Origin of the sequence: Leptospira barantonii (assembly GCF_002811925.1) — a bacterium.
Taxonomy (GTDB): Bacteria; Spirochaetota; Leptospiria; order Leptospirales; family Leptospiraceae; genus Leptospira; species Leptospira barantonii.
In genome coordinates this window covers 363,502-389,673 of the sequence record NZ_NPDS01000001.1, presented here as the reverse complement: position 1 = coordinate 389,673, position 26,172 = coordinate 363,502, and the positions used below count along the sequence as shown (strand labels likewise).

The following is a 26,172-nucleotide window of genomic DNA, read 5'->3' as shown; positions in this document are numbered from 1 at the left end:
AAAAACTCCGCGAGTACGTGAGAATTTTCGAATATAGGAATATTCAAAATGTATAGAATCGGAAACGGAATCGATTTTCACAAACTCGAAATCAACCCGAACAGACCCTTGGTCCTCGGTGGAATCGAATGCGAATCCGAGTTCGCACTTGTAGGACATTCGGACGCGGATATCATTTTGCACGCGCTTTCGGACGCGATTCTCGGCTCGCTTGCATTGGGCGACATCGGTCAATACTTTCCGGATACGGATCCGAATCTGAAGAACATGGACAGCAAGGTGATTCTCCGCAAATGTTTGGAACTGATGCGGGAAAGAAATTTCGAACTCGTCAACGTGGATTGTACGGTGATCGGAGAAAGACCGAAGATCGCTCCCCTCAAAGAAAGAATTACAAAATCCTTATGTGATCTTTTGAATCTTCCCGCGGATTGTGTTTCCGTAAAAGCGACAACCACGGAAAAGATGGGAGCCTTAGGTCGCCAAGAAGGAATCGGAACGTTTTGTACGATTCTTTTGGGAAAGAAGGTTTAAACGCGGCCGTTTACTTTTTGGAAGTATCTTCGAACGCGATCCTAGAGATTTCAGACTTTTGAATATTCTTCTTTTCTTTAATGGTTTTCGGAACTCTCATATCGATCTTGTGAAGACTGGCCTTGGTGATCGTGATCTTCTTTCCTTCGAGATTTTCCATAATCACTTCTTTGTCGTCCTGACCGACTTGTTTCCCGTCTACGGTGGAACCGTCTCTTAGAATCGCTCGATCCGTAAATCCGCCTTGCGGATCGGGAACCACGGTTTCTACGTCGATAGAAGTTTCGTCGAAGGATAGAATTCTTACCTGAGTCAAAGGATCGCCCGATTTCAGATGAACGATCACCTTTCCGGTAACGGCCATCTGATACAAAGTTTGATCCACTGAAACTTTTTCGGGATTCCAATTGCTCGCGTATAAATTCTCTTCGCAGAATTCGATCGTTCTCGTTCTACGAACCAAGGTGATCGCCCAACCTCCGAGTGCGGTGATCGCGTAATCCTTCCAGTTGGTGATTTCGGTGATGCGTAACGTTTGTCCCATTCCCGGTTCTGGTTCCGGTTTGCGAAACACGGGAACCAGGCCGAACAAGAAAGAATACAACGGTTCCACAGCCGCAACCTGGCAGTTCGCGTCCGCAGAAGCGAGAATGGTTCTGTGATTTTTATCCGAACTGATTCTCTGATCGATCTTACAATCGGATAAGATCGCAAAGAAAAGGATGAAAGAAAGGAGAACGTGAATTGTGTATTTCATTTTAGGAATCAAAGGAGATTTGAATTTCATATTAGGAAGGCCTCTATAATAAAACGTGAATTTTGATTTTTGGATTCGGATCATGAAAAAAGATCATACATACAGCGAATGGCTTTACCTTTACTGCTTTTCGTATGCGTGATCGTTTCGCTCTTACCGCCGAATTGAATCACTTGCATAGTTGCGGAAGTGCAACCGCTTGGGGTAAAAGTCCAATAATATCCGTTTACGGTTTGAGGAAATAAGGTCGTATTGATCGTAGAATCCGTGCTCGCGTTACTCGGGCATTGATACTGAGAAACTGTGGTACAGAAAGTTCCTTTTGAATAGGGACTACAAGAGGTCAATAGGTTCGTGGGGTCAAAGCCGCCGGGACGCATTACAAACGGAAGAGAAGCGAGTTCCGGAGGGGCCAATGTGGTCTGCATGTCGTAACAAGCATTTGAAAATTCTGTTTTTCCATAAGGACCGCAGGCGTTATCATCCGTATCGCAAAACACGACATCGAGATTCGCTCCGTAGTTATCGGCCTCGGTTCCCTTTCCCATGCAGTCGTTAAACCCAGGTCTCCAAACTTGTCCGTAAGAGCATTTGGTCCAAATATACTGGCCACCAATGATAACCGTTCCGTTTACTTTATCCTGAGACGCCGCAGGTACAACCGTCACAGTATAACTTTGAGAATTTCCATTCTCATCCGTAAACTTATACACGACGGGGTTCGTAAAATTCTGAACCGAAGTTCCCGAAACCTGAGCGGTTCCACTCACTTCCAATTTAGAATTTTCCGGAATCAAAAAAGTAGGTTTTAAACTGGTAACGTCAGTCGCACTGGGAACGGCGATGGTCACGGTGGAATTCGGTTGTTTCTCCGTAATTCCTCCCGCACAAATTCCAGCCTTACAATACGTCGAAAACGAAGCGGATAAATCAAAACCGAACGCTTTGATTCCGTTCGCTTGAGGTTGAAACACGGCGGCCAACGCGATGGCGCGCTGTGCGTCGCAGTCCTTACAAACTTCTTGTGTGGGAAAAATCGTTTCCGTAACGAGTTGGGAAAGCGGATTTAAAAAACAATTCGAAGCGAATGTGCAAACGAAGAATAAGAACGAAGTACAAAGAACCCTTTTCATATTATAATTTTCCAATAGGAGCAGTGTATACCGATTGGAAATAACTTTCAGCTAAAAAAGGGATTTCAAGGAGCGCATAACGAAAAAAAGTTCATCGAATTCGTTAAAGCGACATGATCGACGTTCGTTTAGAGTTTTTGAATGCTTAAATTTTATCGAAAATCCCTCGTTCGAGTAGCGATTCGTTTCAATTCGGAACGTCGAAACTGAAACTTTCAAAAACGTCCAAGTGAGTTTTTTTGTAGATCAGCGCGTCCGAGCCGTCTTCGTAATAATGTTTTCTAATATGAATTCTTTGAAAACCGCAGGATTCGTACAATGCGATCGCGGAAGAATTGTTGGAACTCACTTCGAGGAAAAACGTCTTCTCCTTTTCCATGCTGAAAAGACGTTCCATAAGTTCTTTGGCCATTCCCTGTCTTCTCAAACGAGTATGAACCGCGACCCGGTAGATTTCGATTTCGCCGATCGATCCTTTGTAAAGAATGTAACATTGATCAGTCGAGCCGATCCCGGAACATTCTTTCAAATGAGAATATAACATCTCCTTTGTCCAGGCCCCGCTTCCGAAACAATTTTCTTCCAAAGCGAACAGCCAATCCAGATCGTTTTTATCGAGAATTCTAATATCCAAAATTAAAAACCATTTTCGTTTTTCGGTCAAATTCTAGTTGCCGAAGTCCAATATTCAATCAGGATTCAGCACTTGAATCAAGGAGTAACCATGAAAAAAATAGGTAAAATAGTTTATGCGGTCCCTTTTGCGATCTTCGGATTGTTTCATTTTATCTCGGGTCCGGCTATGTCTGGACTCGTTCCTTCTTATATTCCCTTTCCGGTCATTTGGGTTTACCTAATCGGACTCGCGCTCATAGCGGCTTCGGTTTCGATCATTACGGGAATTAAAACGCATCTCGCGACCATTCTTCTTGCGGTTTTATTGGGAATTTTCGTGGTCTTAGTTCACCTTCCGGGCGCGGCCGCGGGAAATCAAGCTTCGACGGTTGCACTTTTAAAGGACGTTGCCCTTTTGGGAGCGGCTCTTTTGATCTCAGGAAGCACAAAAGACTAATTCGATCTTTCATAAAAAAGGCGGAGCTTCTCCGCTTTTTTTCTTTTTTTCCGAGAATTCATTCCGCCGATTCAATTTCCAAAACCGCATCATTTAGGGGAGAAGGGATTTTTTCTTCGAGCCGATACTCATTACGAAAGGTCGACGCCGACCGGGAAGTTCTTATGATGCAAAACATTCTTCGTTATTTTTTTCCATTCTTCTTGTCCGTAACCCTTCTTGTTTCCTGCGAACGATCCAAAAATTTCGGATTTCAAAATCGAGGAGATCGACCTCCCACGATAGAGGACCTCGAGGCTTGGAAGGAAAGACTTGCGATGGAAGAAGCGGAGATCGTGGAATTGGAAAAGAAAATTTCCGCGATGGCACAGAAGACAAGATCCGCAGGAACGCTGAGTTGGAAGATCGCTCAGGGTTATATGAAAATCGGCGACTACGATATGGGAGTTAAGTTTTACAACCGCGCGCTCAAGGAAAACAACGAGGGCAAAAAAGTGGAAATCGTCGGAGCGGAACTACATTTTTTCGAACCCGCGATTCCGTATTTCGAAAAGGCCCTTCTTTTAAAACCGGTCGATCAACAACTTCTTTATGAAACCGCACTCGCTTACGCAAACGCTTCCAAGGATCGCGGTTGGGAAACCACAAGAAGACAAATCGCGATCGATCTTTTCACACATCTCGCGATTCAGGATCCCCGCGATTCCAGATTTCCGTTTCAGCTTTCATTGATCTATTTCGATTCTTCCATGCCGGATTCTTCTTGGGAGGGAGTATCCGCGGGATTCCACGATCAGGACAAGGCGCTTAGGATCATCGATGATATTATAAAAAAAGAATATAAGAACGTTCCCGCCCGATTTGCAAAAGCGAATTTTTTGTATCGACTCGGCAAAGTCGAGGATTCCAAGGAAGAATATCTGAAGGTAAAAAAAACAATCGAGGAATTGAACGACGCCGGACTTGTAAGGGGCGGGTTGGAAAAGAACGATTCTTATCAAAACGTTTTACAAAACCTGAAAAAAATAGAAGAAAGTTCCTCCAAGGAAGAATGAACCCGCTCGTTCTTTCGGATTCGGTCGCTTCCAAGATATGTTATAAAAATAGAATATTCGAAAAATACGACTCTTGGGGTGAACTTAGCGAAGTCATAAAACGTTCAATTCCCGCGTCCGTTCTCAAAAATGCGGAGGACAATTCCGAAAAAATTCTTTCGGATCTTTCCAAAACCGGATTCTCCGTTCTTTGTTTTTTCGATCCTGAATATCCCATAGGATTAAAACAGATCTACGATCCGCCTTTGATTCTATTCTACAAAGGGGATCTTAAAATTTTAAACCAATCCTTGGCCGCCGTGGTCGGAACGAGAAATCCTTCTCCGATTTCCACATTTGCGTCCGAGTTGTTTCCGTCTTATCTGAAAAAGAACGGCTTCTCCGGAATCGTTTCGGGTCTTGCCAAAGGAATCGACGCGACAACGATGAACTCCGCGTTAGACGAAACATTAGACGTAATCGGAGTGATGGGAACCGGACCCGAAACGGAATATCCGCGCGAAAACAAATCGCTCTATCAAAGAATGAAGTCCTCCGAAAGAACCTTGATCTTAACCGAATATCCTCCGGGCCACAAGGTGTTGAAGTATTCCTTTCCGAAACGAAATCGAATCGTGACCGGTCTCGCGGAATCCGTTTTTATCGTGGAAGCTCCCCAAAAATCGGGAGCGATCTCCTCCGCGCACAACGCCCTCGAACAAAACCGAAGGATTTTTATCTTTTCCGATCCGCTTCAAACAAAAAATCAAGGCGGAGAAATTTTGATTCAAGACGGAGCGGATGTCTTGAGTTTGAACGACATCTCTTTGGGGATGCGGGAAGTGTTTCACTTAAACGATCTTTTACCCGATTCTCAATCGAAAATTCCGGGAATGCTTGCAGAACTTTCTAAGAAGCGCTTTTCTGGCGAGTGGAAACCGATCGGTTCCGGTTACTATGCGAGAAAAACTTCTTTTCAACCTATTCTCCCGGGCTTCGAACCCGGTCCCCGCTTGGTCCCTGGGTCTTTATAGAATCGTCCTAGGATTTCTTCTTTTTATATTAGCATTTCGTTATTTTGCAAACGGATGGATCGCGAGATACTTTCTCGATCCGGTTTTTCATTTTAAATTCTACGGTCTTTCCTGGATCGGAGTTCTTCCCGCTTGGATTTTGTATCCTCTTTTCGTTTCCCTTCTTTTTTTCGCGGTGTTTATCTCCCTGGGAGTCTTTTATAGAATCTCGGTGCTTTGTTTTTTTCTAATATTCACATACATCAACCTCCTCGAAGTCGCGGTTTATCTCAATCACTACTATCTCATCTGTCTGATTCTCTTTCTTTTGATCTGGATTCCGGCCGACAGAGCGTTGAACATATTTCATATTTTTAGAATATTCAAAAACCGAGCGATTCAGGAGATAGAACCGATCCCCGCGTGGAATCTTTACATTCTCCGGTTTCAAATCGGAGCGGTTTATTTTTTCGGAGGAATCGGAAAACTCGTTCCGGATTGGTTGTTCGACGCGCAACCAGTTCGAATTTGGCTTTTGAGAAATTCGGACATGCCGGTTTTCGGATCTACACTTTCCATGTCGGCGACCGGATACTTTTTCAGTTATGCAGGTTTGTTTTTCGATCTTACGGTTCCGTTTCTTCTTTTAAATAAGAATACGAGAGCGTTCGGATATTCATTAGTTCTAATATTCCATTTTTTGACTTGGAAGCTTTTTCCGATCGGAATGTTTCCTTGGGTGATGATCGTCAACGCGACCTTGTTTTTTTCGCCAACTTGGCCCGTGGATCTGTTTCGTTTTCTTCAATCCAGAAGAATGTTGCCCGATCGTGAGAATATTCTACATTTCTTATGGACCCGATTTCCGATTCATTTTAGAAGATCCGTATTCTCCTTTATCGAATCCTTTTTGGCGTATTTGGAATCCAAGTCCGCGATTTCGGAGAATCTTCTTTTTTCCAAAGTCGAAGTTCTGAAAAAGAAGTTCGGGATTCTTTTATCCGATCGGATGTTGCGTTACTTCTGGATTTTTTACGTTCTATTTCAAAGTCTTTTTCCTCTCAGACATTTTCTTTATCCGGGAAATCATCTTTGGACCGAACAAGGTTTTCGTTTTTCCTGGCAGATCATGTTGGTTCAAAAAAACGGAATCGCTTCGTTTCGTGTCGTAAATCAACAGACCGGAGAAACGAACGTGGTTCTTCCCGAATCGCATTTGAACGAAATTCAAAGGATCATGATGAGTTATCAACCCGATCTGATTCTTCAGTTCGCACATTGGGCGGGAAAGAATGAAAAGGAAAGAACCGGTCAGGAAGTTTCCGTGTATGCGGACGTTATGGTTTCGTTAAACGGAAGAAAGAGTCAGGTTCTGATCGACCCGGAGAGGGACCTGATGAAGGTTTCCAATTCGCTTACGAACAAGGAATGGATTCTCTCCGGCGACGAAGAATAATTTTTTAAACCGAAGTGAAGGAACGCATCGAAACCGATCGGTTTTGAAAACTCTGATGAATGAACTTCACCTTCTCTTCCGGTTTCATCGCTCCTAAAACGTAAAAGATCGGTTCGAAATGTTCCGTAGTAGGCTGGGAAAGTTTTGCGATTTCTCCCTTCTTTTCAAAATCCAAAATCGCCTTATCGTTTCGAGACTCCAACGCTTGTCTTACGAACTCGTCAAACTCGATCGCCCAATCGGAAGGGGTCGCGTTCATATTGTGAAAATCCGCTTTGTGAAGATTGTGCACGATATTTCCGCTTCCGATGATCAAGGTTCCTTCTTCCCTCAACGGTCGTAATTCTTTTCCGATCTCGTATTGTTTTTCAGGACTTAAGTTTGCGTCTATGCTCAACTGCACGACCGGAAGATTCGCTTTTTGAAAAAGAAAGTAAAGAACTCCCCAACTTCCGTGATCGATCCCCCATTCTTCCGTGGTCTGCACGTTCACGGTTTTGATGAGATTCTTCACTCGGTTTGCAAGCTCGGGTGATCCCGATGGTCGATATTGCACTTCGTATAACTGCGGTGGAAATCCGTAAAAATCATAAATCTGTTCCGGCGGATCGGAAAGGCTCACGTAAGTTCCTCTCGTTTTCCAATGCGCGGAAACGACGAGTATGTTTTTTACATCCTTTAAGGTGGATCCGAATTCTTCCAAATTGCGGGTGAAGTCCGATGGGATTACGAGATTCATCGGAGAACCGTGTCCGAAAAATAAAACTGGATTCATACTGTTATTTAGACATAACCCGTCTTAAAAAGAAACATAGTTTTGACCGATTTCCCCAAATATCGGCGTGGGGATCTCCCCTTTTTTCAATTTATTTCCGAGTCCTCTCATGTTTGGTTTTTGAAATCCGAGACTTTATTTACGGAGTCGTTTTCGATTTTGAAAAACAAATACATTCTATTTTTTGAATATACAATTTTTAGTATAAAGTTTCCCGAAGGAAAGACCGTTATCCGCTCTTTCCTTCGGGACATAGATCCGAAAAAAAAGGACACGTTATGAACTCTCATCCGAAGTTATGGCATTTTAACCCAGTTTTGTGTTCTTTGCACGCCGAAGACAAAGACTTAGTCTCTTATCTCTTTCACAATAATCCGCTTGGATTAAAAAAATAAACCGATTGCCGGATTTACGCGTATGGAAACGTCAAAAAACAAAGCAATAAGACAAGCCGGTTTGATGAAGAGCAGATTTTTCGTTTTTATATTTCTATCCATTTTTTTACAGAGTTGTATGGCTTGGCCCCTCCTCACCGGCACGATCGGTTTGGCCGCGGGAAAAAAAGGGGGTGGTTCCCTTTTCCTTCTTCCTCCGGGAAGTTCGGCTCCCGTTCTTTCGCGTATCGAACTCGGCGCTCAAGATTCTTCCATCGCTCAAGGAACGAGCACGACTTTTCAAGTCACCGCGATTTACGATAACGGTACGAACGAAGACATCACCAATTCCGCTTCCATCGTTTCTCTTTCCCAATCCGTTGCGACGATTCAAGGAAACAGCGTGAGAGGAACCTCTTCCGGTTCTTCGCAAATCCAAGCGGAATATAAGGGTCTGACTTCCGAGATTCAAATTTTTGTGACTTCCGCTTCTTTGATTTCGATTCAAGTTACGAGTTCGAATTCCGGTTCTTTGCCGAAAGGTGTGAACCGCAGTTTTACCGCTGTGGGAATTTTTTCGGACGGTTCCAATCAGGATCTTTCCGCCGATCCTTTGATCGTTTGGTCTTCGAGCGATTCTTCCGTTGCAACCGTAAACGCTTCCGGTTTGGCAAAAGGAATCAATTTAGGAATTTCTAATATTCGAGCGACATTCGGTTCCAAACAAGGTTCCGCTTCTCTTACCGTAAGTTCTGCGACACTTTCTTCGATTCAGGTAACTCCTTCTAGTTTGAGTATCCCGCTCGGTGCGAATCAACAATTGACCGCGACCGGTGTTTATTCGGACAATTCCACGCAGGATATCACGTCTTCGGTCTCATGGGCCGTTTTGGATACGGGGTTAGCCTCGATCCAAACAAACGGTCTATTAGAAACTTCGAATACGGGTTCGACCACGGTCTTCGCTTCGATCGGCTCTACGATCGGATCGTCCGCGTTAACCGTAACATCGGCGTCCTTGGTTGGAATTTCCGTTTCACCGGTAAATTCTTCCCGAGCAAAAGGGTTGGATCAATCGTTTACCGCGACCGGAATTCTTTCCGATAACACGAGTTTGGATATCACGGATCAGGTTTCTTGGACTTCTTCCGATACGAGCATTCTTTCCATTTCAAACGCGTCGGGCAGTCACGGTTTGGGTGCGACCTTAAACCAAGGAAACGTTACGGTTTCTGCGACCATCGGCGGCATAGAAGGTCTTACGGATTTTACGGTGACTTCCGCCACGTTAGTTTCCATCGGAGTAACTCCGAACCTGCCTTCGAAGGCGAAAGGTCTTACACAACAGTTCGTCGCCACCGGAACCTATACGGATAACTCCACACAAGACCTTACTTCCGCCGTTACTTGGACTTCTTCTTCGAGCATCGCAAGCGTATCTAACGTTTCCGGTTCGGAAGGTCTTGCGCAAACGGTGACGACCGGAAACACGATCATCACCGCCACGTTCGGTTCCGTTTCGGGGAATACCACGTTTACGGTGACTTCGGCCATTCTCACTTCGATTCAAATCGGACCTCTCAATCCTTCTCTTGCCAAAGGTTTGGTGAGAATTTTTACTGCGACCGGAATCTATTCCGATTTTTCGAACTCGGATATCAGTTCCTCGGTGACTTGGTCCTCCTCGGATTCTACGGTCGCTACGATTTCAAACGCGTCGGGTAGCGAAGGTTCCGCGTTTGGAAGCGCTCTCGGAACCACAAACATCAAAGCGACATTGGGAAGTATCAACAGCTCGGATTCCACGTTATCCGTAACTGCGGCGGAACTCGTTTCGATCGGAATCACCCCTGCGTCCTCCTCAAAAGCAAAAGGTCTTACGGAGAATTTTACGGCGACCGGTGTTTTCACCGATAACTCTACGCAGGATCTTACCGAACAAGTAACCTGGAATTCCTCCGATACGGTGATCGCACAAATCGAAAACGTTTCCGGCAATAAAGGATTCGCATACGCTTTGATTCCCGGTTCGAGCGACATATCCGCTACGTTAGGCGCAATCACAAGTCCGAGCGTTTCTTTTTCGGTAACTCCGGCATCTCTCGTTTCGATTTCCGTTACTCCGAGCAATTCTTCCGTTGCAAAAGGTTTAACACAGCAATTTTATGCGACTGGAACGTATACGGACAATTCCACCGAGGATCTTACCATTTCGGTTTCTTGGTCTTCTTCGCTTCCTTCCAAGGCGGTGATCAGCAACGCTTCCGGTTCGGAAGGTCTGACCAACACATTAACCACGGGCGCGACGACGATCACAGCTACGATCGGTACGATTTCGGGGAACGTTACGTTGAACGTGACTTCGGCGATTCTCACTTCGATTTCCGTTACACCAAGTCTTCCTTCGGTGGCAAAGGGTCTTACCAAACAATTCTCCGCAACCGGGATCTTTTCGGACAACTCGACTCAGGATCTTACCTCGGTTTCCACTTGGGTTTCTTCGGATTCCTCAAAAGTAACCGTAGGAAACGCCGCCGGTTCGGAAGGTTTGGCGGTCGCAGTTGCATTAGGAGGTTCGAATATTAGAGCAATCTACAATTCGATCCAAAGCGCACCGACTACGATGACCGTAACCGCCGCGGAACTTGTAAATATCGTAGTGAGTCCGCCTTCTCCCTCGAAAGCGAAAGGTTTGACTCAACAGTTCACCGCTACTGGAATTTATACGGACAGTTCCAGCCAAAATCTTACCAATCTTGTCACGTGGTATTCTTCCGATACGAATTCGGCTCCGATCAGCAACGCGATCGGGTTTGTCGGTTTAGCAACCGCGCTATCCACGGGTTCTTCGAACATTTCCGCGGTTTATAATTCAGTGAACAGCAACTCGGTGAGTTTCACTGTCAATCCGGCCGCGTTAGTCTCCATTGAGGTCAGCCCGGTCAACGGAAGTTCCGCCAAAGGTTTAAACCGTCAGTTCACAGCATTGGGTGTTTATTCGGACGCGTCCACTCAGGACATTACTACTTCGGTTTCTTGGTCCTCTTCCGATCCCGTCTTTGCTTCGATTTCCAATTCGATCGGAACCATCGGAAGAGCGAGCGCACTTCAACTCGGAACGACTACGATCACTGCAACTTCAGGCTCGATCACGGGAAATACGAACTTCACGGTAAACGCGGCAATTCTTACTTCGATCGCCGTATCTCCGACCAACCCTGCAATCAACGCAACCGCAACGAGACAATTCTCCGCAGTTGGAACGTATTCGGACGGAACCACTTTGGATTTGACTTCGACCGCAACCTGGTCCAGCTCCAGCAATTCGTTAGCAACGGTGAGTAACGCGCTTGGCACACAAGGCTTGGCGACGGGAATTCTCGCGGGAAATGCAACGATCACGGCTGCATACGGTTCCGTCTCGGGCAATACGACTCTTACCGTAAACGCGATCGACACAACTCCGCCTACGGTGACTTCTATCGTTTCCTTATCTCCGACCACGATAAGAATCGTATATTCAGAATCCGTAAACAACACGGAAGCCCTTACCTTATCCAATTACAAAGTCGTGAATAGCTCTTCGTTTACCGGAATCTGTTCGGATAACACGGACTTTAGCGGAAATTCTCAAACCGGAGATTTTTCGTTGAGTAACATCAGTGGAAGCGGCAACACGTTTACGATCACACTTTCGAGTTCTCAAATTGCGGGAAAAACATATACGCTTGTAGTGAACAAAGCGGGAATTCACGATCTTTCCTTCGCTCCGAATCTTTTGGGTTGTCCGAATAACGCCGATTTTACGGGACAAGAACAACTCAAACTTTCGGGAGCGGTTTGTAACACCGTGGGTCGAGTAATCGTTTCCTTTTCGAAACCATTGTTTGCGGGAGCGGACGTCGCAAAGTCCGCGGAATGTTCCAATCAAACGCAGTGCGCGTTGAGATATAAATTCACGGGCGTTTCCTCTTTAGGAAACATCACGAGCGTGAAAATTTTGGACGGAACGGTTTGCGGTGGGGCTCCTGCGGATTCTTCCAAAGTATGTCTAACGCATTCTCTTTCTCAATCGGGTGGTCAGTACACCGTGATCTCTGCGAACAACTTGGACGGAGACGGTTTCGACAACACATCTTGGGGTGCGATTCGAAATTCTTCCGATACGGAAAATCTACAATCCTCTCCGAAAGATAGAACCAGCTTTATCGGATGCGGAAGCTCTCCCGTAAACTTTGCGGACGGCCCGATTGCAACAAATCCTTTCGGAGACGATTCTTCCTTCGGTTATCTCACGGGTTATAACAATCAGATCTATATCGGTCCGAACACAAACGGAAACCAAGCGGTTCGTTTTAATTACAACGGAACTTCTCCGGAATCGGTTTCCTTCTCCTTTACGAAGGACACAACGTCCTCTTCTGGAACTTCCAATGTTTCGTCTAACAGCGCTTCGACGAGAGACGGAGGAATCGGCGTTCCTCCTTACGTGACGATCGGTCATACGGGTTGCACTTTGAACAACGCAAACCAAGCGACCGGGTGCGGACCGGACAACGAGGACGGAAGAGGTGTGTTCGCAACAGGTATGTTAGGTGGAACGGCTCATATTCTTATGGCGGGTTCCAGATCCTCCGAAAACTTCAATTATCTCTACTATTCTTCCGATACGGACTCGGGACTCGACTTCAAGTATATCGATATGGGAACGATCACCGGAACCGTAACCGCGGGAACTTCGTCGATCAACGTTTTAAACGATAGAATCTACGCCGGTTTTGCGAAACGAAATCAAGGTTCGAATTCTCCGGACTTCGGAAAAATTACGTTCAACACTTCGGATTCCACAAGATGTACGGTTGGAAGCAATTGTAACGCGAACGACGGATCACGAGGAGATCGTTTTAGAATCGATAGAATGCCTTACTTCGGAGGAGGTTCTCAGGAAGGAAACAATTCTTCGATCAACTGGGCCTACTATGTGGGAATCGATTCTCTCTTCGTTTTCAACGGAAGATTGTATGCGGCGAACGGAGGATTTCCGAATTCATTACATAACGGAAGTATAATACGTTCCACAAGCGGCAACCCAACTCCTTGCGACGGAACCGATAGTTGTCCGGGTTGGACCGATGCCGCTCCTCGAACGGACGCAAAATGGCACAACGGTTCCAATAACAATTGGTTCTCACTCGAACTTACGAAGTATTATGATATGATTCCCGCGGACAAAGCATTCTCTCAGTTCGCCGAGTTTAACGGAAGAATGTACGTAACAAGAACGATCTGTTTGACTCCTCAGGACAACTCGGGACTCAGAGGATCGGTTCAAACGATCTCGGGTTGCACAAACGGAACTTATACGAACAGAAGACCTCAACTTTGGAAATGTGATCCTGCGATCAGCGGAAACGCCACACTCTGTGAGGCTGGAGACTGGTCCGTTGTCGGGGACGACGGAAACGGATTTACGAATTTCGGAAACGTTTCCAATCACAGTATGACGATGGTGGTCGCGAACGGATCGTATCTTTATGTGGGATTCGACAACGAAAACGGAATCCAAGTCTGGAGAACGAACATCTCCAACCCTGGAAGCGCGTCTAACGTATGGGAGCAGATCGGAGGCAACGGACTCGGCGACACGGCCAATCGTCAGATCTATTCCGCGATTTCGGGAGCGGACGCAGGTATGAACTACATCTACATAAGCGCGGGAAGAAATAATCAACCCGTACGCGTATATAGACAACAGAACAATTGATATGCGAAGTCACAAAAGAATCAAAGCCGACTTGTTTGCCCGCGTCCTAGAGATCGTTTCGATCATGTGGATCGTTTTTGCGGGACTTCTATTCTGCCATGGAAGCGAAAAACCCGAAAAGCTGACCTTTCTCAACAACGAACAAAACGGAATGTTTCGTCTTCAATCTTTCGTTCACGGGAGAATGGAGATCGGAAGTAATATTCATAATTACGAATTTACGATTAAACAATCCGAAAACGTCCGAGGAGTTTTCCAAATCGACTCGACGAACCCTGATTTGAGAGTTCGCTTAACAAAAAAAGAATTCCCTTTGGACACAAAGATGGAATGTACAAATACGAATTCAGGAAACACGTATTCCTGTAAGATTGAAATCAATTCCTTGGAAAAAGGACGTTATCTACTTTCCGTGTATCGGAAAAACTACGAAAACGAATCCAACTTCAATCTTTTCGCGGGAATATTCGGAATAGGTTATATAGATGTCGAATCGACGACAGATCGTTAAGGTCTTATTTTCATTTTTAATTCTGAGCGTTTTTGCCGCTTGCCAGAACGCAAGGGTTCGTTTTCCGCAGGAACCGCCTAAGTCCTGTCTGAATCCTGCGACACAAAAACAGTGTAAAAACGCATTGGACGATCGCGAACGATTGAACGCGGAACCGAGCCAGATGCACGTAATTCCACAGTCGTTTTACTTTTGGGGAATGAGTCCTAAAAACTATGCGATCAACGGCTCGACGTATTGTCCGAACGGGATCAAGGAAGCGCATCAATATTCCACTTTTTTCGATTCCCTATACGAACAACTGACTCTGGGAATTTATTCACCGAGAACGCTCAACCTGATCTGTTACAATTAAAAAGAATATTATGAAATCATTAAACACCATTCTCCCTTGGATTGAGATCGCGATCGCAACGACGATCGTGGTAGGTTGTCATAACACAACCTTGCAGATCCACGAAAACCAAAGTCCCCTCAAGTTTCCCGCGGAATCCAAACCGGATCAAACATTCAAACAAGGAGGATATTTGGTGGGTTTGATCGACTCGTTCGAAACCCCGGAAGTCCGTTGTACAGAAGGAAAACCGCAGATTTTGATTCAAAGAAACTTTTTAGACAACGTGATTCACTGGACGATCGGCGGAATTTACACGCGAAGAACCGTCCAAGTGTTTTGTCAAAAATAAGATCCACAAAAGGTAGAAAGAACTTTAAAGATTCTTAAACTTCTTTCGGACCGGGATAAAAGGCAGGATTCCAAGCAACTTCCCAATAATAACCTTCGGGATCTTCGAAGTAACCCGAGTATCCTCCCCAGAAAACATCCTGCGGTTGTTTCACGATTTTAGCGCCTGCGGCTTTCGCCTTTGCGATCACTTGATTCACTTCTTCCTTGGATTGACCGTTGTAAGCCAAGGTAAAACCTCTGAATCCGTTTCCGTTTGCGGGAACACCCACGTCTTCGGCCAAAGCCTCCCAAGGATACAAAGCAAACCAAGTTCCGTTTAACGTAAAGAAGGCGATGCCTCCCTCGAATTTCATTCTGGGAAAACCGAGTCCTTCCTCGTAAAAACGAACCGTTTTATCGAAGTCTTTCACTCCGAGGGTGATGATGTTAATTCTGGGTTGCATGGACTGAATTCTAAAACGAAGCGGAATTTCGAAAAGAAATTTATCGTTTCAAACCGTATCTTGCTTTTACGAGTTGGATTTTCTTTTCCATTTCAGCCCAAAGGGATTCTTTGTTCGGATGAAAGGAAGCGAAAACGCCCTGACGAATCAGATCCACGATCTCGTCCAGGGAGAAGTCGAGGAATCTCCAAAGTTTATAATATTCGTATGTAAGGTTTACGTTGAATATCTCCGGATCGTCCGTGTTGACGCTCAGAGCAAGTCCCTGATCGTAGTAGTAACGAACCGGATGATTTTGTTCCTTACGAACGTATTTTCCCGTGAACACGTTAGACGTCACACAGATCTCGATCGGGATATGATTTTCTCTGAGATATTTTACGAGTTCCGGATCTTGAATCGCGGAAGTTCCGTGACCGATTCTTTCCGCTTTGAGAAGTTCCACGGCTTCCCAGATCGCCCAAGGTCCGTCGTCTTCTCCGGAGTGAGCGACCACACGAAGACCCGCTTCTCTCGCTTTCCGGAAAACTTCCTGATAATCGCGTGCTGGGCCCATCAACTCCGCTCCACCGAGTCCGATCCCGATCACTTCGGGATGTCTGAGTTTTAAAACCCGGTTGAGATTGTTCATCGCATTCTCCGGTCCGAAGGAACGGGAAACGTCGACTAACAAGCGTATGGTGATTCCGTCGTTTTCCTTTTCCTCGCGGATTCGATTTACGAGAAAGTCGACCATCTCTTCGAAGTCGAGTCCGTTCTGGATGAACTTGGAAGGTGCGAAGAACACTTCCGTATAAACGATGTTATTCGCACGCATGTATTCCGCGAGACTTCCCACGAAGAACGAAAAGTCGGCCGGTTCTTTTACGAGGGATTGAATGAAGAAAAATACCTGAATGAATCCGTTGAGATCTTTGAAGTTGAACTTGGCTTCGAACTCTTCGTCGGAAACGGTGATTCCATTCTTTGCCATCAACTGTTTCATCGTGTCCTTGTTGACGCAAGCCTCGAGGTGAAGATGGATTTCGGTTTTAGGGAGTTCCCGCAAGAAGTTGATAACATCTTGGTCGTCGGGTTTTTCCTTGGAAAGATCTCCCGACGGGAAAAGTCCTTTGATCGGGACCGGGGTTTCCTGAACGACACCGGTTGTGGGAACTCCTAAAATCCAAGAAGGTGGATCGAGAACCTCGAGTTCCATCAAACCCACTCTTTCGTTCAAGAGTTCGTTGATCTGTTTGTCGAAGGAAATCTGTAAAGACGAGGAATAAGGACGGTCTGCGGGGAGCCTGGATTTCAGGCGGTTCAATTCGGTTACATCGCGGTCGATGATCCGAATTCTATCTAAAATCTCTCCGAAAGTTAAAGCCACTAAGGCAAAATATATTTCCACGGAAAAGATTTCAATTCTATATCGAACGCACCGTAGTAAGCGAGATAACCTGCGAACTACACTCTGTATTCTCCCTTTTCCCCGCTAAAATTGCTCAGGAAAAATACGAATCTGCCGAAGTTTAGAAGAGCACCGGGGGTTATGTCCGATACTATGATTACAGCACGCAAAACCTTTCTCCCATTCGCCCTTCCCTGCATTTCCGAAAGGGCCATCGAAGAAGTATCCTCAGTACTTCGTTCCGGCTGGATTACCTCCGGGCCAAAAGTGAAGGAGTTCGAGGAAGAATTTGCGCGTTACACCGGAGCCGACTACGCGCTCGCATTGAACTCCGCGACCGCGGGTCTTCACTTGGCACTCGAAGCGATCGGAATGAGCCGGGAAGACGCGGCCATCTGTCCGGCGGTGACTTTCACCGCGACCGCCGAAGTAATCTGTTACTTCGACGCGGAACCGATTCTTACGGACGTAGATCCGATCTTCAATCTTATGACTCCGGAAACTCTTCGAGCCACCATCGAAAGAGAATGTACTTATCAAAACGGAACCCTGTTCCACAAAAAAACCGGAAAGACAGTAAGAGCGATTCTTCCGGTGCATCTCGCGGGTGTAATCTGCGACATGGAAGGTATATTAGAAATCGCTAAAGAATATCATCTCTACGTAATCGAAGACGCGGCCCACGCGTTTCCTGCGGTTCACAAGGGAAGAAAGATCGGAACCTTCGGTGATTTCACCGTATTCAGTTTTTACGCGACCAAGGGAATCACAACCGGAGAAGGTGGAATGGTGACGACCAACCATTCTCACTTTGCGGATAGAATCAAACTCATGCGTCTTCACGGAATCAACCGCGAAACTTACGATCGTCCGGGTTGGTATTACGAAGTCGTTTCTCCGGGTTTTAAATACAACATGACGGACGTCGCGGCGGCTCTGGGGATCGTTCAACTTTCCGAAGCCGACGATCTTTGGAAACGAAGAGTCGAAATCGCGGAACTGTATAAAAAAGAATTCGCGGATCTTCCGTTTTTACATCTTCCTCTTTCCGCTCCCGACGGGGAACATTCCTGGCATCTTTTCAGAGTCGAAGTGGATCGTGCATCCGCAAAAATGGATCGCGATATCTTCGCAATTGAATTAAAAAAACGGAATATAGGTTCGAGCCTACATTTTATTCCGCTTTACGAACATCCTTTTTACAGTTCTCGTTTCGGATTTAAGAAGGAAAACTATCCGAACTCGAATGCGATGTTCTCGAGATCCCTTTCGATTCCTCTTTTCCCGGGAATGAAAGACGAGGACGTTCAGGACGTAATCAAAGCTGTTAAGGAAATTTTCGGCGCGCTTTAATCGAAAGTTTCCGCGAAAGCACCGCATGCGGGTGGGGCCGACATCGTATTCCGAAAAAATCGTCGGAACTACGACAAAATCCCAGTACAACATCAATCGAGATAACGATTGATCTCCAAAGAAAGTTCTTCCGGTTTTTCCATGTGGATCGCGTGTTTGGCGTCCGGTATAAAAACCAGTTTGCTTTTTTTCAGATAAGAATGAAGTTTCTTAGTCATCGTAGCGTCCGTGATCGGATCTTCTTTTCCGGAAACGATCAACGCCGGAATTTTGATCTCGCCCAATTTTTTTCCGAGAAAAATCTCTTCTTCCCTTTCCAAAGTGTTCACGGTTAAAAACTGATTCGGAAGTTCGTTCCAGGATTGGATCAGCGCCTTTCTCGCGATTCTTCCCGGAAGTTCGGGCGTTTCATAATACAAGGCTTGGATGAGTTTCACGAGATCGTCCTCGTTTTTAGGAAACAAAAGTTCCTTCATTTCGTCCCGCTTTGGATGTGGAATCCCGCCCGGAGCAATCAAAACGAGTTTGGAAATTCTTTTTTCACGGTCCCGAAGAGCGATATGCATCGCGATCAAGGCTCCCATCGAATGACCGCCTAACACGAGATTGGTGAGGTCCAATTTTCGAATCGCTTCGTAGATCAGATCCGCGAATACGTCCACTTGAAACAAATACTTGAGAGGTGGAAGTTTGCTTTTTCCAAAACCGGGAATATCCGGAATCAACACACGATAATCCTGACGGATTTTAGGAGCGATCTTTCGTAAACCGGTCGCGGAATCGAGCAAACCGTGAATCAAAAGAATCGACTTGTTTCTTTCGGGATTCTTCTCCAAAAAATAAACCGAATTGCCTCCGGTTTCGACCTCGAGATCCCGAAACCCGAGAATCTCCCTCATGTATTTTTTCTTTTTCCAGTGATAGTAGTTTAGAAATAACGAGTACAAGGATTTCATAAATGTAGATTCTCTATTCCGTTTTTGTTGATAACGTGTCCGACGCGGGACCGCAACTTCGGACGGGTCCGATCCGATTTCAAAAATTCCATCCCTTCTCTCTCTGTAAATCTTTCCGCGGCCCGGAATCGGAATTAGTTCTTGCAAGAATCGAAATTGAGCCGAAATTCTAATTAGGTTTAACTGGAATCAGAATGCCCGACTCCTTACTTTCCGTGCTGAATTCCTTCTTTTATCCGGTTAAGGAAGGGATTCTCGCCCTCGACACGGAAACCGAAACGATCGTATATGTAAATCCGACCTTGGAAAATCTTCTCGGTTATACCGTCGAAGAACTGCAAGGCAAAACCTTAAGTTTTATTCTTCCCAGTCCCACACATCCGAGAGAAGCTCTTACATTCAAACGCAACGAACCTCTCAAAGTCTATTGGCAACTCCGTCACAAAAACGGGGAAAGAAAACTCGTAAACTTCACTGTCAACACTTCCAACTTTTTAGGAAAGGACGTGTTTCTATTTTATTTTACGGACCGATCCGAGATTCAACAAACGGAACTTAGGCTTTACTATATGCAAAGTATCTTAAGAACCCTTCGGCTCTTGAGACAAAACCTAAGATATCTCACTTCGGAAAGTTCCGTATTTCAAAAACTCTGCGACACGTTGAAGGAAAATCCGCATTACTTCCTGGTCTGGGCGTTCTTCTTTAAGGACGGGGAACTTCAAGTGCTCGGACAAAGGGACATGAACCCCGAGTTAAAACAGAAAATTCATACATTCATTTCTTCGAATGTTCCGTTCCCGATGAGAAATCTCATGAACACGAAGGACAACTTCATCATCCACGAATTCGGAAACGGAATTTATCCGGAATGGGAATCCATATTCGCGGATCATAAATTCAGAAGAAGTCTCGCGATCGGAATCCGTGAAAAGGAAAATCTCCTGGGTGGAATAGAAATTCTTTCCTTGGAAGGAATGGCTTTCGATTCGGGGGAGAATTTTTTGTACGAGGAAATCATCTCCGACGTTCACAGCTCTCTTCAAAACGCCAAAACGGAAAGAACCAGAATCGAAAACTCGAAAAAACTCCAATTCCAAGGAGCGCTTCTCAACTCGATCGAAGTTCCTTTGATTTCCACGGACGACGAGGGTTATATCACGTATGGAAACCGAAGCCTCGAAAGAATATTAGGAGTTTATAAAGAAGATTTCGTGGATCTTCCGATCGGAGAATTTCTAAACCTTACACCGGACATCTTAGACAGACTTTCCAGGGAAGAATTCAGAACCGAAATCAAGATGAAAATATTTCCGGACGTGGAAGCTCCTATGTTGCTCGCTTCTTCCAGAATCCGGGACGAATACGGAAACGCGATCGGAACGATTCTACTTCTACTCGATATCACCGAACAAAAGAAAAACGAGGAACTGATCCGTTCCTCCGAAATCAAACTCAGAAACCTTTTTTCCGCGATGAACAACGGAATCGTAATTCTTACTCCGGACGGAATCATCCTCGAAGTCGCGCCGATTCTCAAATTTCTTTTATTCCAAATTTTGAATGTAAATCCAGGAGAAGATTTCTTTTCCCTTTTTGTAAGAAGTGTATCCGACGAGATCAGGGACGGAATCAAAAACTGTCTTTCGTCGCAACGCGCGGTATTTTTGGATCTTTCGATTCAGTTTATCGAAGACGAAGAGAGTTTCTTTTCGATCAAAATTCTTCCCTTAAAAAAATACAGGGAAGAAGGCGAAGCGGTAATGCTCATCTTCTCGGACGTCACACAAACGAAACTTTTGGACAAACAACTCTATGAAACCGCGAGGTTCGCGTCCATCGGTGAACTTGCGGCGGGGATCGCGCACGAGGTGAACAATCCGTTACAGGCAAGTCTTTTGTATCTCGAAGATCTGATCGAAACGGAAGAATCCGATCCCGCGGAAAGATTAAAGATTTATAAACGAATCGAAGCCGCGAGTCTTAGAATTCGAGACTTAATCAAATCGCTTTTGGATTTGGGAAGAACCGTCACGAGAGAAAAAGAACTCGTATCGCCTTATTACATTCTCCTTAGAGCCTGCGAGTTGATCGAAGTTTCCTGCAAAAAAAACGGAATCGAATTAAAACGAATCGCAAGCCCCGATCTTCCGAAAATCAGAGTGGCTTGGCAGGAAATCGAACAAGTCCTGATCAATTGTCTGGTCAACGCGATCAACGCAATATCCGAAATGGAAACAAAACCCGCGCTTCCCAAAATTTCGATCACGGCTCGGAAAGAATTTCATTTGAATCGGGATTCGATTCTGTTTACGATTGCAGATAACGGACCCGGAATGACGAAGGACGTGCTCGAAAAAGCCTTTCTTCCCCTTTATACGACTCGAAGAGGAAAACAAGGCACAGGCTTGGGTCTTGCGATTTCTCAAAGAATTATTTCCGAGCACAGCGGAACGATCTCCCTGGATTCTTCCCCCGGAAACGGGACTAGGGTTTTGATTCGCCTTCCTATATAGAACGGATTTTTTGGTAAAATAAGGTTTCACCGAGGCATCTTCAGTCCCATGGAATCAAAGTCCACATCAGTACTCGTTATCGACGACGAATCCGAAATTCGTACGGCTTTGGAAAGGGTCATTTCCAGAGAAGGGTATCGCGTATTTTTGGCGAAGGACTACGATTCCGCGATCGATATCATACGCAGTCAGAACGTGGACGTGGTCATCTCCGATATCGTAATGAACGGTAAAAACGGAATCGAGGTCGCTAAGGAAATCCGCAAGATCAACGAGAACATTCCCGTGATTCTCATGACCGGCAACCCGGATCTGACCACCGCCGAAGAAGCGGTTCGCAACAGAGCCTTCGATTATATCTCCAAACCCATCCGAAGAACGAACATCCTCGAAGTCTTGGAAAAGGCGAAAACCGAAAAGGAAACCAGGGACAAACACACAGAGTCCCTGATCAAATCGGAAACGGAAAATACGAAACTCGCACAAAGGGCCAAGGATCTTTATTTACAAAATTATAATATTCTCAATGCGACAAGCGATTGTGTGATCACTCTCGATCAGGATATGAAGTTTTCCGGCATGAACCAAGCCGCCCTCAACGCTTTCGGTTATATGGAAGAAGAGATCATCGGAAAACATTTCGGCATTCTGATTCCTCCCGGTTTGGAAAATCTCTACATGGATAAGGTGGCCCAACTTTTAAAACGAAAGGCCAGAAAACAAATCGCGAGAATCAACCGTTCCGATCTCAAAAGCAAAAACGGAGAAGTCAGAACCTACGACATCTCCATTTGTTATTACGACATCGAAGGTCAGACATACTACACCGGAATCGCAAGGGACATCACGAGCAAACTTCTGATCTCCGAAAAACTCATAGACGCGGAACGCCGCGCGTTTTTGTCCACGCTCGCTTCGAGTATAGGACACGAGATCAATAATTCCTTAACCGCAATTCAAGGCCATATCGAAATCGCGAAGATGGCGGATTCCACGGAACAGATCCGTCAAAAGGCGATCACGATCACCTGGGGTCAGTTGATTAAGTTAAAAACTCTCACGAACAATCTTTTACAACTGGGAAAACCGGGCGAAAGTTTGCGGAAATCATCGGAGCCGATCAATCTAAACGATTCGGTGGAGAGCGTGATCGACGTGTTTCAAAAAACTTCCAGACTCAAACACTGCGTAATCCACTTTCAACCGGAACCCTCTCCCGTGTTGATCCAATCCAATCAGGATCAACTTTCGCTTTTACTTTCCAATATCATGTTGAATTCGGCGGACGCGACCGGCAACCGAGGAAACATTAAGATTTCCGTATATATTAGAAATCATCATCCGATCGTAGCGATCCTGGACGACGGAATCGGAATGAACGAAGAAATCATTCAGAAAATCTATCAACCCTATTTCACCACAAAAGGAATCGGAAAGGGAACCGGACTCGGAATGTTCGTAGCCAAGGAAATTGCGGATCAATACGGAATCAGAATCGAGATCGAATCGGAACCGAACTCGGGAACCGAGTTCCGTTTGGTTTTCCCGGACAAGGTATAAATAAATATGAGTTCTAATTCTCCCCTTACCGAACGAGACTTAAAGTTTTTGGAATATTCCGGAAAACTTCCGCAGAAGATCGCGCCGATCACGCTCGAAGCTTCGGATCGAAAATACTTTCGGGTCTTTTATCCCGATGAAACCTTGATCCTTTGTAAGGACGTTCGTTTCCAACACGACTTCGTGGAGATCGCGGATTTTCTCGGTCACGAACAATTTGCGGTTCCCGAAATTCTCAAGAAGGATCTCATTCATTTTTTGATTTTGATGAGCGACGGAGGCGATCAGGATCTGACTTCCGTAACCGACGACGTGGAATACAGGGAATGGCTCGTAAAATCCATAGAACTTTTGGTGCGACTTCAAAAAACACGTCCGATTCCTCCGGTGAGTTCGAGGGAATTCGACCTGGAAAAGCTTTGTTTCGAAAGCAATTTCACATATTCAAATTATCTAAAATTCCAAAAGGAATTCGATCTAAAAACACAACTCAGAAGCGAGATGAAAATCTTTATCGAGGAATGTTCCGGCTTTCTCGCGGAATATCCCGTGAAGGTTTTTTGTCACAGGGACTTTCACGGAAGAAATCTTCTCATCAATTCCGAAAAAGAAATCTGTATGATCGATTTTCAGGACGCGAGAATGGGAACTCCGTTTTACGATCTTTCGAGCATTCTTTACGACGCATATAGACCGATTCCTTTCGCGATGAGACAGGGACTCTATCAGCTTTTTCTAAAGTTGAGCGATCATGATTTTCCGAAATCCAAGGAATGTTATTACATCCAATGTCTTCAACGATCGTATAAGGCGCTCGGTTCTTATTTTTATCTCGTTGCGGATAAGAAAATGGATAAATATCGGGAAAGCGTATTGAGCGCACTCGACAATCTTTTGGAAATCGTACAAGCAGGATTGTTTCCCGATCAACTTTACGTTTTCTTTCATCTATTGAAGGAAGAACTTCTGGAGAATTATTCCTTCATGAAAGGAATCAAACGATGAAAGACGCAAAGGCGTTCCCTTGAAATTTTTTATACCGGCCGCCGGGTTCGGAACAAGGATGAAGGAACTCACCAAAGAACTTCCAAAACCCTTGTTGCCCGTAAACGGAATTCCACTCGTCTACTATTCTCTCTTTCAAGCCTGGAAACAAAACGCGGAAGGTGCAGTGATCAATACGCACTATCTCGGAGAAAAGATTCGAAAAGAACTCGAAACGTTTTCGCTCTTCCCTTTGTTTTTTTCGGACGAGAACAAAGAGATTCTCGGAACCGCAGGCGGAATCCGCACCGGACTCGAAAGAGCCGGTTGGATGGGAGAAACCATAGGAATCATCAATCCCGATTTTTTATACTTTCCACCCGAGAATTTTTCGCTTCCAACCACATTGAAAGATAACGATTGTCTTTTGTATCTTTTACCACAACCGGAATCGGCCGGTTATACCGGACTCGGTTTGGACAAAGGGAGAATTCTTTTCGGAAACGGAAATTTATTCTACATCGGCATTTCCGTATTGAACGGCGCGGTCTTAGAAACGATTCCTTCCGAAACTTTTTTCGATCTATCCAAAACGTTCCAGGAATTATCCGCAAAACAAAGATTAGGCGGAATTGAATTCGAGGGAGAAGCGATCGATCTCGGCGAAAAAGAATATTATCTTTCTCTAAAGAACAAAAACTTCTCCGAAAAACTCGGTCCTCGTTGGGGAGAATTTTTAGAACTCTGCAAACTTCCGGTTCAGAGATAGGAAGAAAGACACCAAGCGCAAATTCCGTTGCCCGCGCGGATCGGCTCGGGAATCGACTTTACCGGAATATCGTCCGGAATTTTAGAAAAGAAAATCCGATCGTCCACCGTTCTACCGCAATAACTACAACGGCTCGTTTTCCAAGGAAGTTCCGTCGGAGCGTCGTGCGGATCTTTCGGAAACGGAAGAATCTCCTCGTCGTTCAGGATTTTTTTACGAATACTTCTGTATTCTTCCCCAAAAGGAACCTCGAGTCTGGAAGTGTGAACCTCTTCTCCGGAACCGATTCGGAGCAGTTCCGGCTTTAAGCCGGTTTCCCGAAGCATCAAAATCGAAAACGCAAGACCGATGTCCCTACCCTCTCGATCCTCGGGATAGGAATCGTAGTAGTCCATTAGATTTTTATAATCCATCGCGGAGGCAAGATACTTTCTAAGACGTTCCTCCATGAACGGAATCATTTTAGAATTGTGTAATACTTCCGCGGCCAATCCGGTATCGTTGTGATTGATGATGACTTTTAAGAAAAGGCCTTTTGTTTTTAACGCGGAACGAACGGACTTTGTGTCGAACGTATTTAGGAATTTTCTAAATTCTTCCTCGCTCGAGTCGAACGCGTTTTGATCGAAGGAGTCGATTCCGTTTTCCGATGAGAAATATTCCCTGAGATTGGACATGGCCGCGCGCAAGAGCATTTCTTGGATCACGGAATAGACGACGGGAGTAAGATCGCTTTTGTTGTAGTTTTCAAGACAGAGTTTGACGAACTTTTCCAGGTTCAACCGGAAGGAATCGTTTAAAATATAACCGGAAAGTTCGATCCGTGTTCCGGATTCGATCGCCCTGAGAAGACGGGTCCATCTTTTAAATTCTTGGTCCATTTTTGCTTAAGGGAAAATTCTCCGAAAAACCTATCTGAGTTTTCCGAGAAAGAAAACCCATTTTTAAGTCGCTTTCGAAAAAGAAGAAAAGTATACGCGAGGTCTTAGGACTTTAGGAAAGATTTTTCCCTGAAAAAGCTAAACTCGAGATCAAACTTAGGAGAAAAAAAGTAAGCCAACCCCGCCCTTAAGAACGAGTAAATTCCCAA

General features: G+C 45.2%; 22 protein-coding genes. 14 read left to right on the top strand and 8 right to left on the bottom strand.

The features are described 5' to 3' along the window. Positions 1–48: 48 nt before the first annotated feature. Entirely contained in the window at positions 49–534 is a 486-nt protein-coding gene (gene ispF, locus CH367_RS01795; RefSeq protein ID WP_100760791.1) for a 2-C-methyl-D-erythritol 2,4-cyclodiphosphate synthase, read from the top strand. A 10-nt stretch (positions 535–544) separates the two neighbouring features. Here ispF and CH367_RS01790 read toward each other — a convergent pair whose 3' ends face one another. From CH367_RS01790 to CH367_RS01780, 3 genes are all read right to left on the bottom strand, one after another. After that, positions 545–1,291, bottom strand: coding sequence for an LIC_13076 family protein (locus tag CH367_RS01790; RefSeq protein WP_100761313.1), 747 nt, complete (start codon positions 1,289–1,291; stop codon positions 545–547). 80 nt (positions 1,292–1,371) lie between these two features. Further along, positions 1,372–2,424: an Lcl C-terminal domain-containing protein gene (locus CH367_RS01785; protein WP_100760790.1), complete on the bottom strand. Its 1,053-nt coding sequence runs from the start codon at positions 2,422–2,424 to the stop codon at positions 1,372–1,374. Positions 2,425–2,611: 187 nt separating this feature from the next. Then, positions 2,612–3,058 (bottom strand): GNAT family N-acetyltransferase, encoded by a 447-nt coding sequence (locus CH367_RS01780; RefSeq protein WP_100761312.1) that lies wholly within the window; start codon positions 3,056–3,058, stop codon positions 2,612–2,614. Positions 3,059–3,148: 90 nt separating this feature from the next. Here CH367_RS01780 and CH367_RS01775 point away from each other — a divergent pair, with 90 nt between their 5' ends. From CH367_RS01775 to CH367_RS01760, 4 genes are all read left to right on the top strand, one after another. Continuing rightward, positions 3,149–3,496 (top strand): DoxX family protein, encoded by a 348-nt coding sequence (locus CH367_RS01775; protein WP_100760789.1) that lies wholly within the window; start codon positions 3,149–3,151, stop codon positions 3,494–3,496. A gap of 164 nt (positions 3,497–3,660) precedes the next feature. Next, complete coding sequence (locus tag CH367_RS01770; protein ID WP_100760788.1) at positions 3,661–4,551, top strand: tetratricopeptide repeat protein; 891 nt, start codon at positions 3,661–3,663, stop codon at positions 4,549–4,551. Next, complete coding sequence (dprA, locus tag CH367_RS01765) at positions 4,548–5,564, top strand: DNA-processing protein DprA (protein WP_100760787.1); 1,017 nt, start codon at positions 4,548–4,550, stop codon at positions 5,562–5,564. The genes CH367_RS01770 and dprA overlap by 4 nt, the downstream gene beginning before the upstream one ends. Beyond that, the gene (locus tag CH367_RS01760; protein ID WP_100760786.1) at positions 5,488–6,999 is read left to right on the top strand and encodes an HTTM domain-containing protein; all 1,512 of its coding nucleotides are present in this window, start codon (positions 5,488–5,490) and stop codon (positions 6,997–6,999) included. The genes dprA and CH367_RS01760 overlap by 77 nt, the downstream gene beginning before the upstream one ends. Before the next feature lie 4 nt (positions 7,000–7,003). Here CH367_RS01760 and ygiD read toward each other — a convergent pair whose 3' ends face one another. Beyond that, complete coding sequence (gene ygiD, locus CH367_RS01755; RefSeq protein ID WP_100760785.1) at positions 7,004–7,774, bottom strand: 4,5-DOPA-extradiol-dioxygenase; 771 nt, start codon at positions 7,772–7,774, stop codon at positions 7,004–7,006. 459 nt (positions 7,775–8,233) lie between these two features. Here ygiD and CH367_RS01750 point away from each other — a divergent pair, with 459 nt between their 5' ends. From CH367_RS01750 to CH367_RS01735, 4 genes are all read left to right on the top strand, one after another. After that, positions 8,234–13,912, top strand: coding sequence for a beta strand repeat-containing protein (locus CH367_RS01750; protein ID WP_100761311.1), 5,679 nt, complete (start codon positions 8,234–8,236; stop codon positions 13,910–13,912). A gap of 64 nt (positions 13,913–13,976) precedes the next feature. Further along, positions 13,977–14,423, top strand: coding sequence for an LIC_10463 family lipoprotein (locus CH367_RS01745; protein WP_100761309.1), 447 nt, complete (start codon positions 13,977–13,979; stop codon positions 14,421–14,423). Then, positions 14,398–14,778, top strand: coding sequence for a Bor/Iss family lipoprotein (locus tag CH367_RS01740; protein WP_125226082.1), 381 nt, complete (start codon positions 14,398–14,400; stop codon positions 14,776–14,778). Before CH367_RS01745 ends, CH367_RS01740 begins: the two co-directional genes overlap by 26 nt. Before the next feature lie 10 nt (positions 14,779–14,788). Further along, positions 14,789–15,109, top strand: a complete 321-nt coding sequence (locus tag CH367_RS01735) for an LA_3781 family PerA/PerB upregulated protein (protein ID WP_100760784.1) — start codon at positions 14,789–14,791, stop codon at positions 15,107–15,109. A gap of 34 nt (positions 15,110–15,143) precedes the next feature. On the opposite strand, the gene CH367_RS01730 is transcribed toward CH367_RS01735, so the two are convergent. Further along, positions 15,144–15,554 carry a VOC family protein gene (locus tag CH367_RS01730; protein WP_100760783.1) on the bottom strand — a complete coding sequence of 137 codons (411 nt, stop codon included), beginning with the start codon at positions 15,552–15,554 and terminating at the stop codon, positions 15,144–15,146. Positions 15,555–15,594: 40 nt separating this feature from the next. Then, positions 15,595–16,923: an adenosine deaminase gene (gene add, locus CH367_RS01725; RefSeq protein WP_100760782.1), complete on the bottom strand. Its 1,329-nt coding sequence runs from the start codon at positions 16,921–16,923 to the stop codon at positions 15,595–15,597. Positions 16,924–17,085: 162 nt separating this feature from the next. On the opposite strand from add, the gene CH367_RS01720 reads away from it, so the two are divergent. Next, positions 17,086–18,297: a DegT/DnrJ/EryC1/StrS family aminotransferase gene (locus CH367_RS01720; protein WP_208861966.1), complete on the top strand. Its 1,212-nt coding sequence runs from the start codon at positions 17,086–17,088 to the stop codon at positions 18,295–18,297. Positions 18,298–18,389: 92 nt separating this feature from the next. Here the strand turns inward: CH367_RS01720 and CH367_RS01715 are convergent, their stop codons facing one another. Continuing rightward, positions 18,390–19,253 (bottom strand): alpha/beta fold hydrolase, encoded by an 864-nt coding sequence (locus CH367_RS01715; protein ID WP_100761307.1) that lies wholly within the window; start codon positions 19,251–19,253, stop codon positions 18,390–18,392. A 194-nt stretch (positions 19,254–19,447) separates the two neighbouring features. Between CH367_RS01715 and CH367_RS01710 the strand changes: the two genes are divergently transcribed. From CH367_RS01710 to CH367_RS01695, 4 genes are read left to right on the top strand one after another with little or no spacing between them, the layout of a single operon-like run. Next, positions 19,448–21,769 (top strand): PAS domain S-box protein, encoded by a 2,322-nt coding sequence (locus tag CH367_RS01710; protein ID WP_100760781.1) that lies wholly within the window; start codon positions 19,448–19,450, stop codon positions 21,767–21,769. A 48-nt stretch (positions 21,770–21,817) separates the two neighbouring features. After that, positions 21,818–23,329 (top strand): hybrid sensor histidine kinase/response regulator, encoded by a 1,512-nt coding sequence (locus CH367_RS01705; RefSeq protein ID WP_100760780.1) that lies wholly within the window; start codon positions 21,818–21,820, stop codon positions 23,327–23,329. Between the two features lie 6 nt (positions 23,330–23,335). After that, a complete protein-coding gene (locus CH367_RS01700; RefSeq protein WP_100760779.1) occupies positions 23,336–24,334 on the top strand; it encodes an aminoglycoside phosphotransferase family protein in 999 nt (332 codons plus the stop codon). 19 nt (positions 24,335–24,353) lie between these two features. After that, positions 24,354–25,082, top strand: a complete 729-nt coding sequence (locus CH367_RS01695) for a sugar phosphate nucleotidyltransferase (RefSeq protein ID WP_100760778.1) — start codon at positions 24,354–24,356, stop codon at positions 25,080–25,082. On the opposite strand, the gene CH367_RS01690 is transcribed toward CH367_RS01695, so the two are convergent. Then, positions 25,073–25,963 (bottom strand): hypothetical protein, encoded by an 891-nt coding sequence (locus tag CH367_RS01690; RefSeq protein WP_100760777.1) that lies wholly within the window; start codon positions 25,961–25,963, stop codon positions 25,073–25,075. The genes CH367_RS01695 and CH367_RS01690 overlap by 10 nt on opposite strands. Positions 25,964–26,172: the final 209 nt, after the last annotated feature.

Bases quoted from the DNA above. Each gene is read 5' to 3' on its own strand.
- ispF (WP_100760791.1), top strand. From the start codon at position 49: ATGTATAGAATCGGAAACGGAATCGATTTTCACAAACTCGAAATCAAC.
- CH367_RS01790 (WP_100761313.1), bottom strand. From the start codon at position 1,291: ATGAAATACACAATTCACGTTCTCCTTTCTTTCATCCTTTTCTTTGCG.
- CH367_RS01785 (WP_100760790.1), bottom strand. From the start codon at position 2,424: ATGAAAAGGGTTCTTTGTACTTCGTTCTTATTCTTCGTTTGCACATTC.
- CH367_RS01775 (WP_100760789.1), top strand. From the start codon at position 3,149: ATGAAAAAAATAGGTAAAATAGTTTATGCGGTCCCTTTTGCGATCTTC.
- CH367_RS01770 (WP_100760788.1), top strand. From the start codon at position 3,661: ATGATGCAAAACATTCTTCGTTATTTTTTTCCATTCTTCTTGTCCGTA.
- dprA (WP_100760787.1), top strand. From the start codon at position 4,548: ATGAACCCGCTCGTTCTTTCGGATTCGGTCGCTTCCAAGATATGTTAT.
- CH367_RS01760 (WP_100760786.1), top strand. From the start codon at position 5,488: ATGCGAGAAAAACTTCTTTTCAACCTATTCTCCCGGGCTTCGAACCCG.
- ygiD (WP_100760785.1), bottom strand. From the start codon at position 7,774: ATGAATCCAGTTTTATTTTTCGGACACGGTTCTCCGATGAATCTCGTA.
- CH367_RS01750 (WP_100761311.1), top strand. From the start codon at position 8,234: ATGAAGAGCAGATTTTTCGTTTTTATATTTCTATCCATTTTTTTACAG.
- CH367_RS01745 (WP_100761309.1), top strand. From the start codon at position 13,977: ATGTGGATCGTTTTTGCGGGACTTCTATTCTGCCATGGAAGCGAAAAA.
- CH367_RS01740 (WP_125226082.1), top strand. From the start codon at position 14,398: ATGTCGAATCGACGACAGATCGTTAAGGTCTTATTTTCATTTTTAATT.
- CH367_RS01735 (WP_100760784.1), top strand. From the start codon at position 14,789: ATGAAATCATTAAACACCATTCTCCCTTGGATTGAGATCGCGATCGCA.
- CH367_RS01730 (WP_100760783.1), bottom strand. From the start codon at position 15,554: ATGCAACCCAGAATTAACATCATCACCCTCGGAGTGAAAGACTTCGAT.
- CH367_RS01720 (WP_208861966.1), top strand. From the start codon at position 17,086: ATGTCCGATACTATGATTACAGCACGCAAAACCTTTCTCCCATTCGCC.
- CH367_RS01715 (WP_100761307.1), bottom strand. From the start codon at position 19,253: ATGAAATCCTTGTACTCGTTATTTCTAAACTACTATCACTGGAAAAAG.
- CH367_RS01710 (WP_100760781.1), top strand. From the start codon at position 19,448: ATGCCCGACTCCTTACTTTCCGTGCTGAATTCCTTCTTTTATCCGGTT.
- CH367_RS01705 (WP_100760780.1), top strand. From the start codon at position 21,818: ATGGAATCAAAGTCCACATCAGTACTCGTTATCGACGACGAATCCGAA.
- CH367_RS01700 (WP_100760779.1), top strand. From the start codon at position 23,336: ATGAGTTCTAATTCTCCCCTTACCGAACGAGACTTAAAGTTTTTGGAA.
- CH367_RS01690 (WP_100760777.1), bottom strand. From the start codon at position 25,963: ATGGACCAAGAATTTAAAAGATGGACCCGTCTTCTCAGGGCGATCGAA.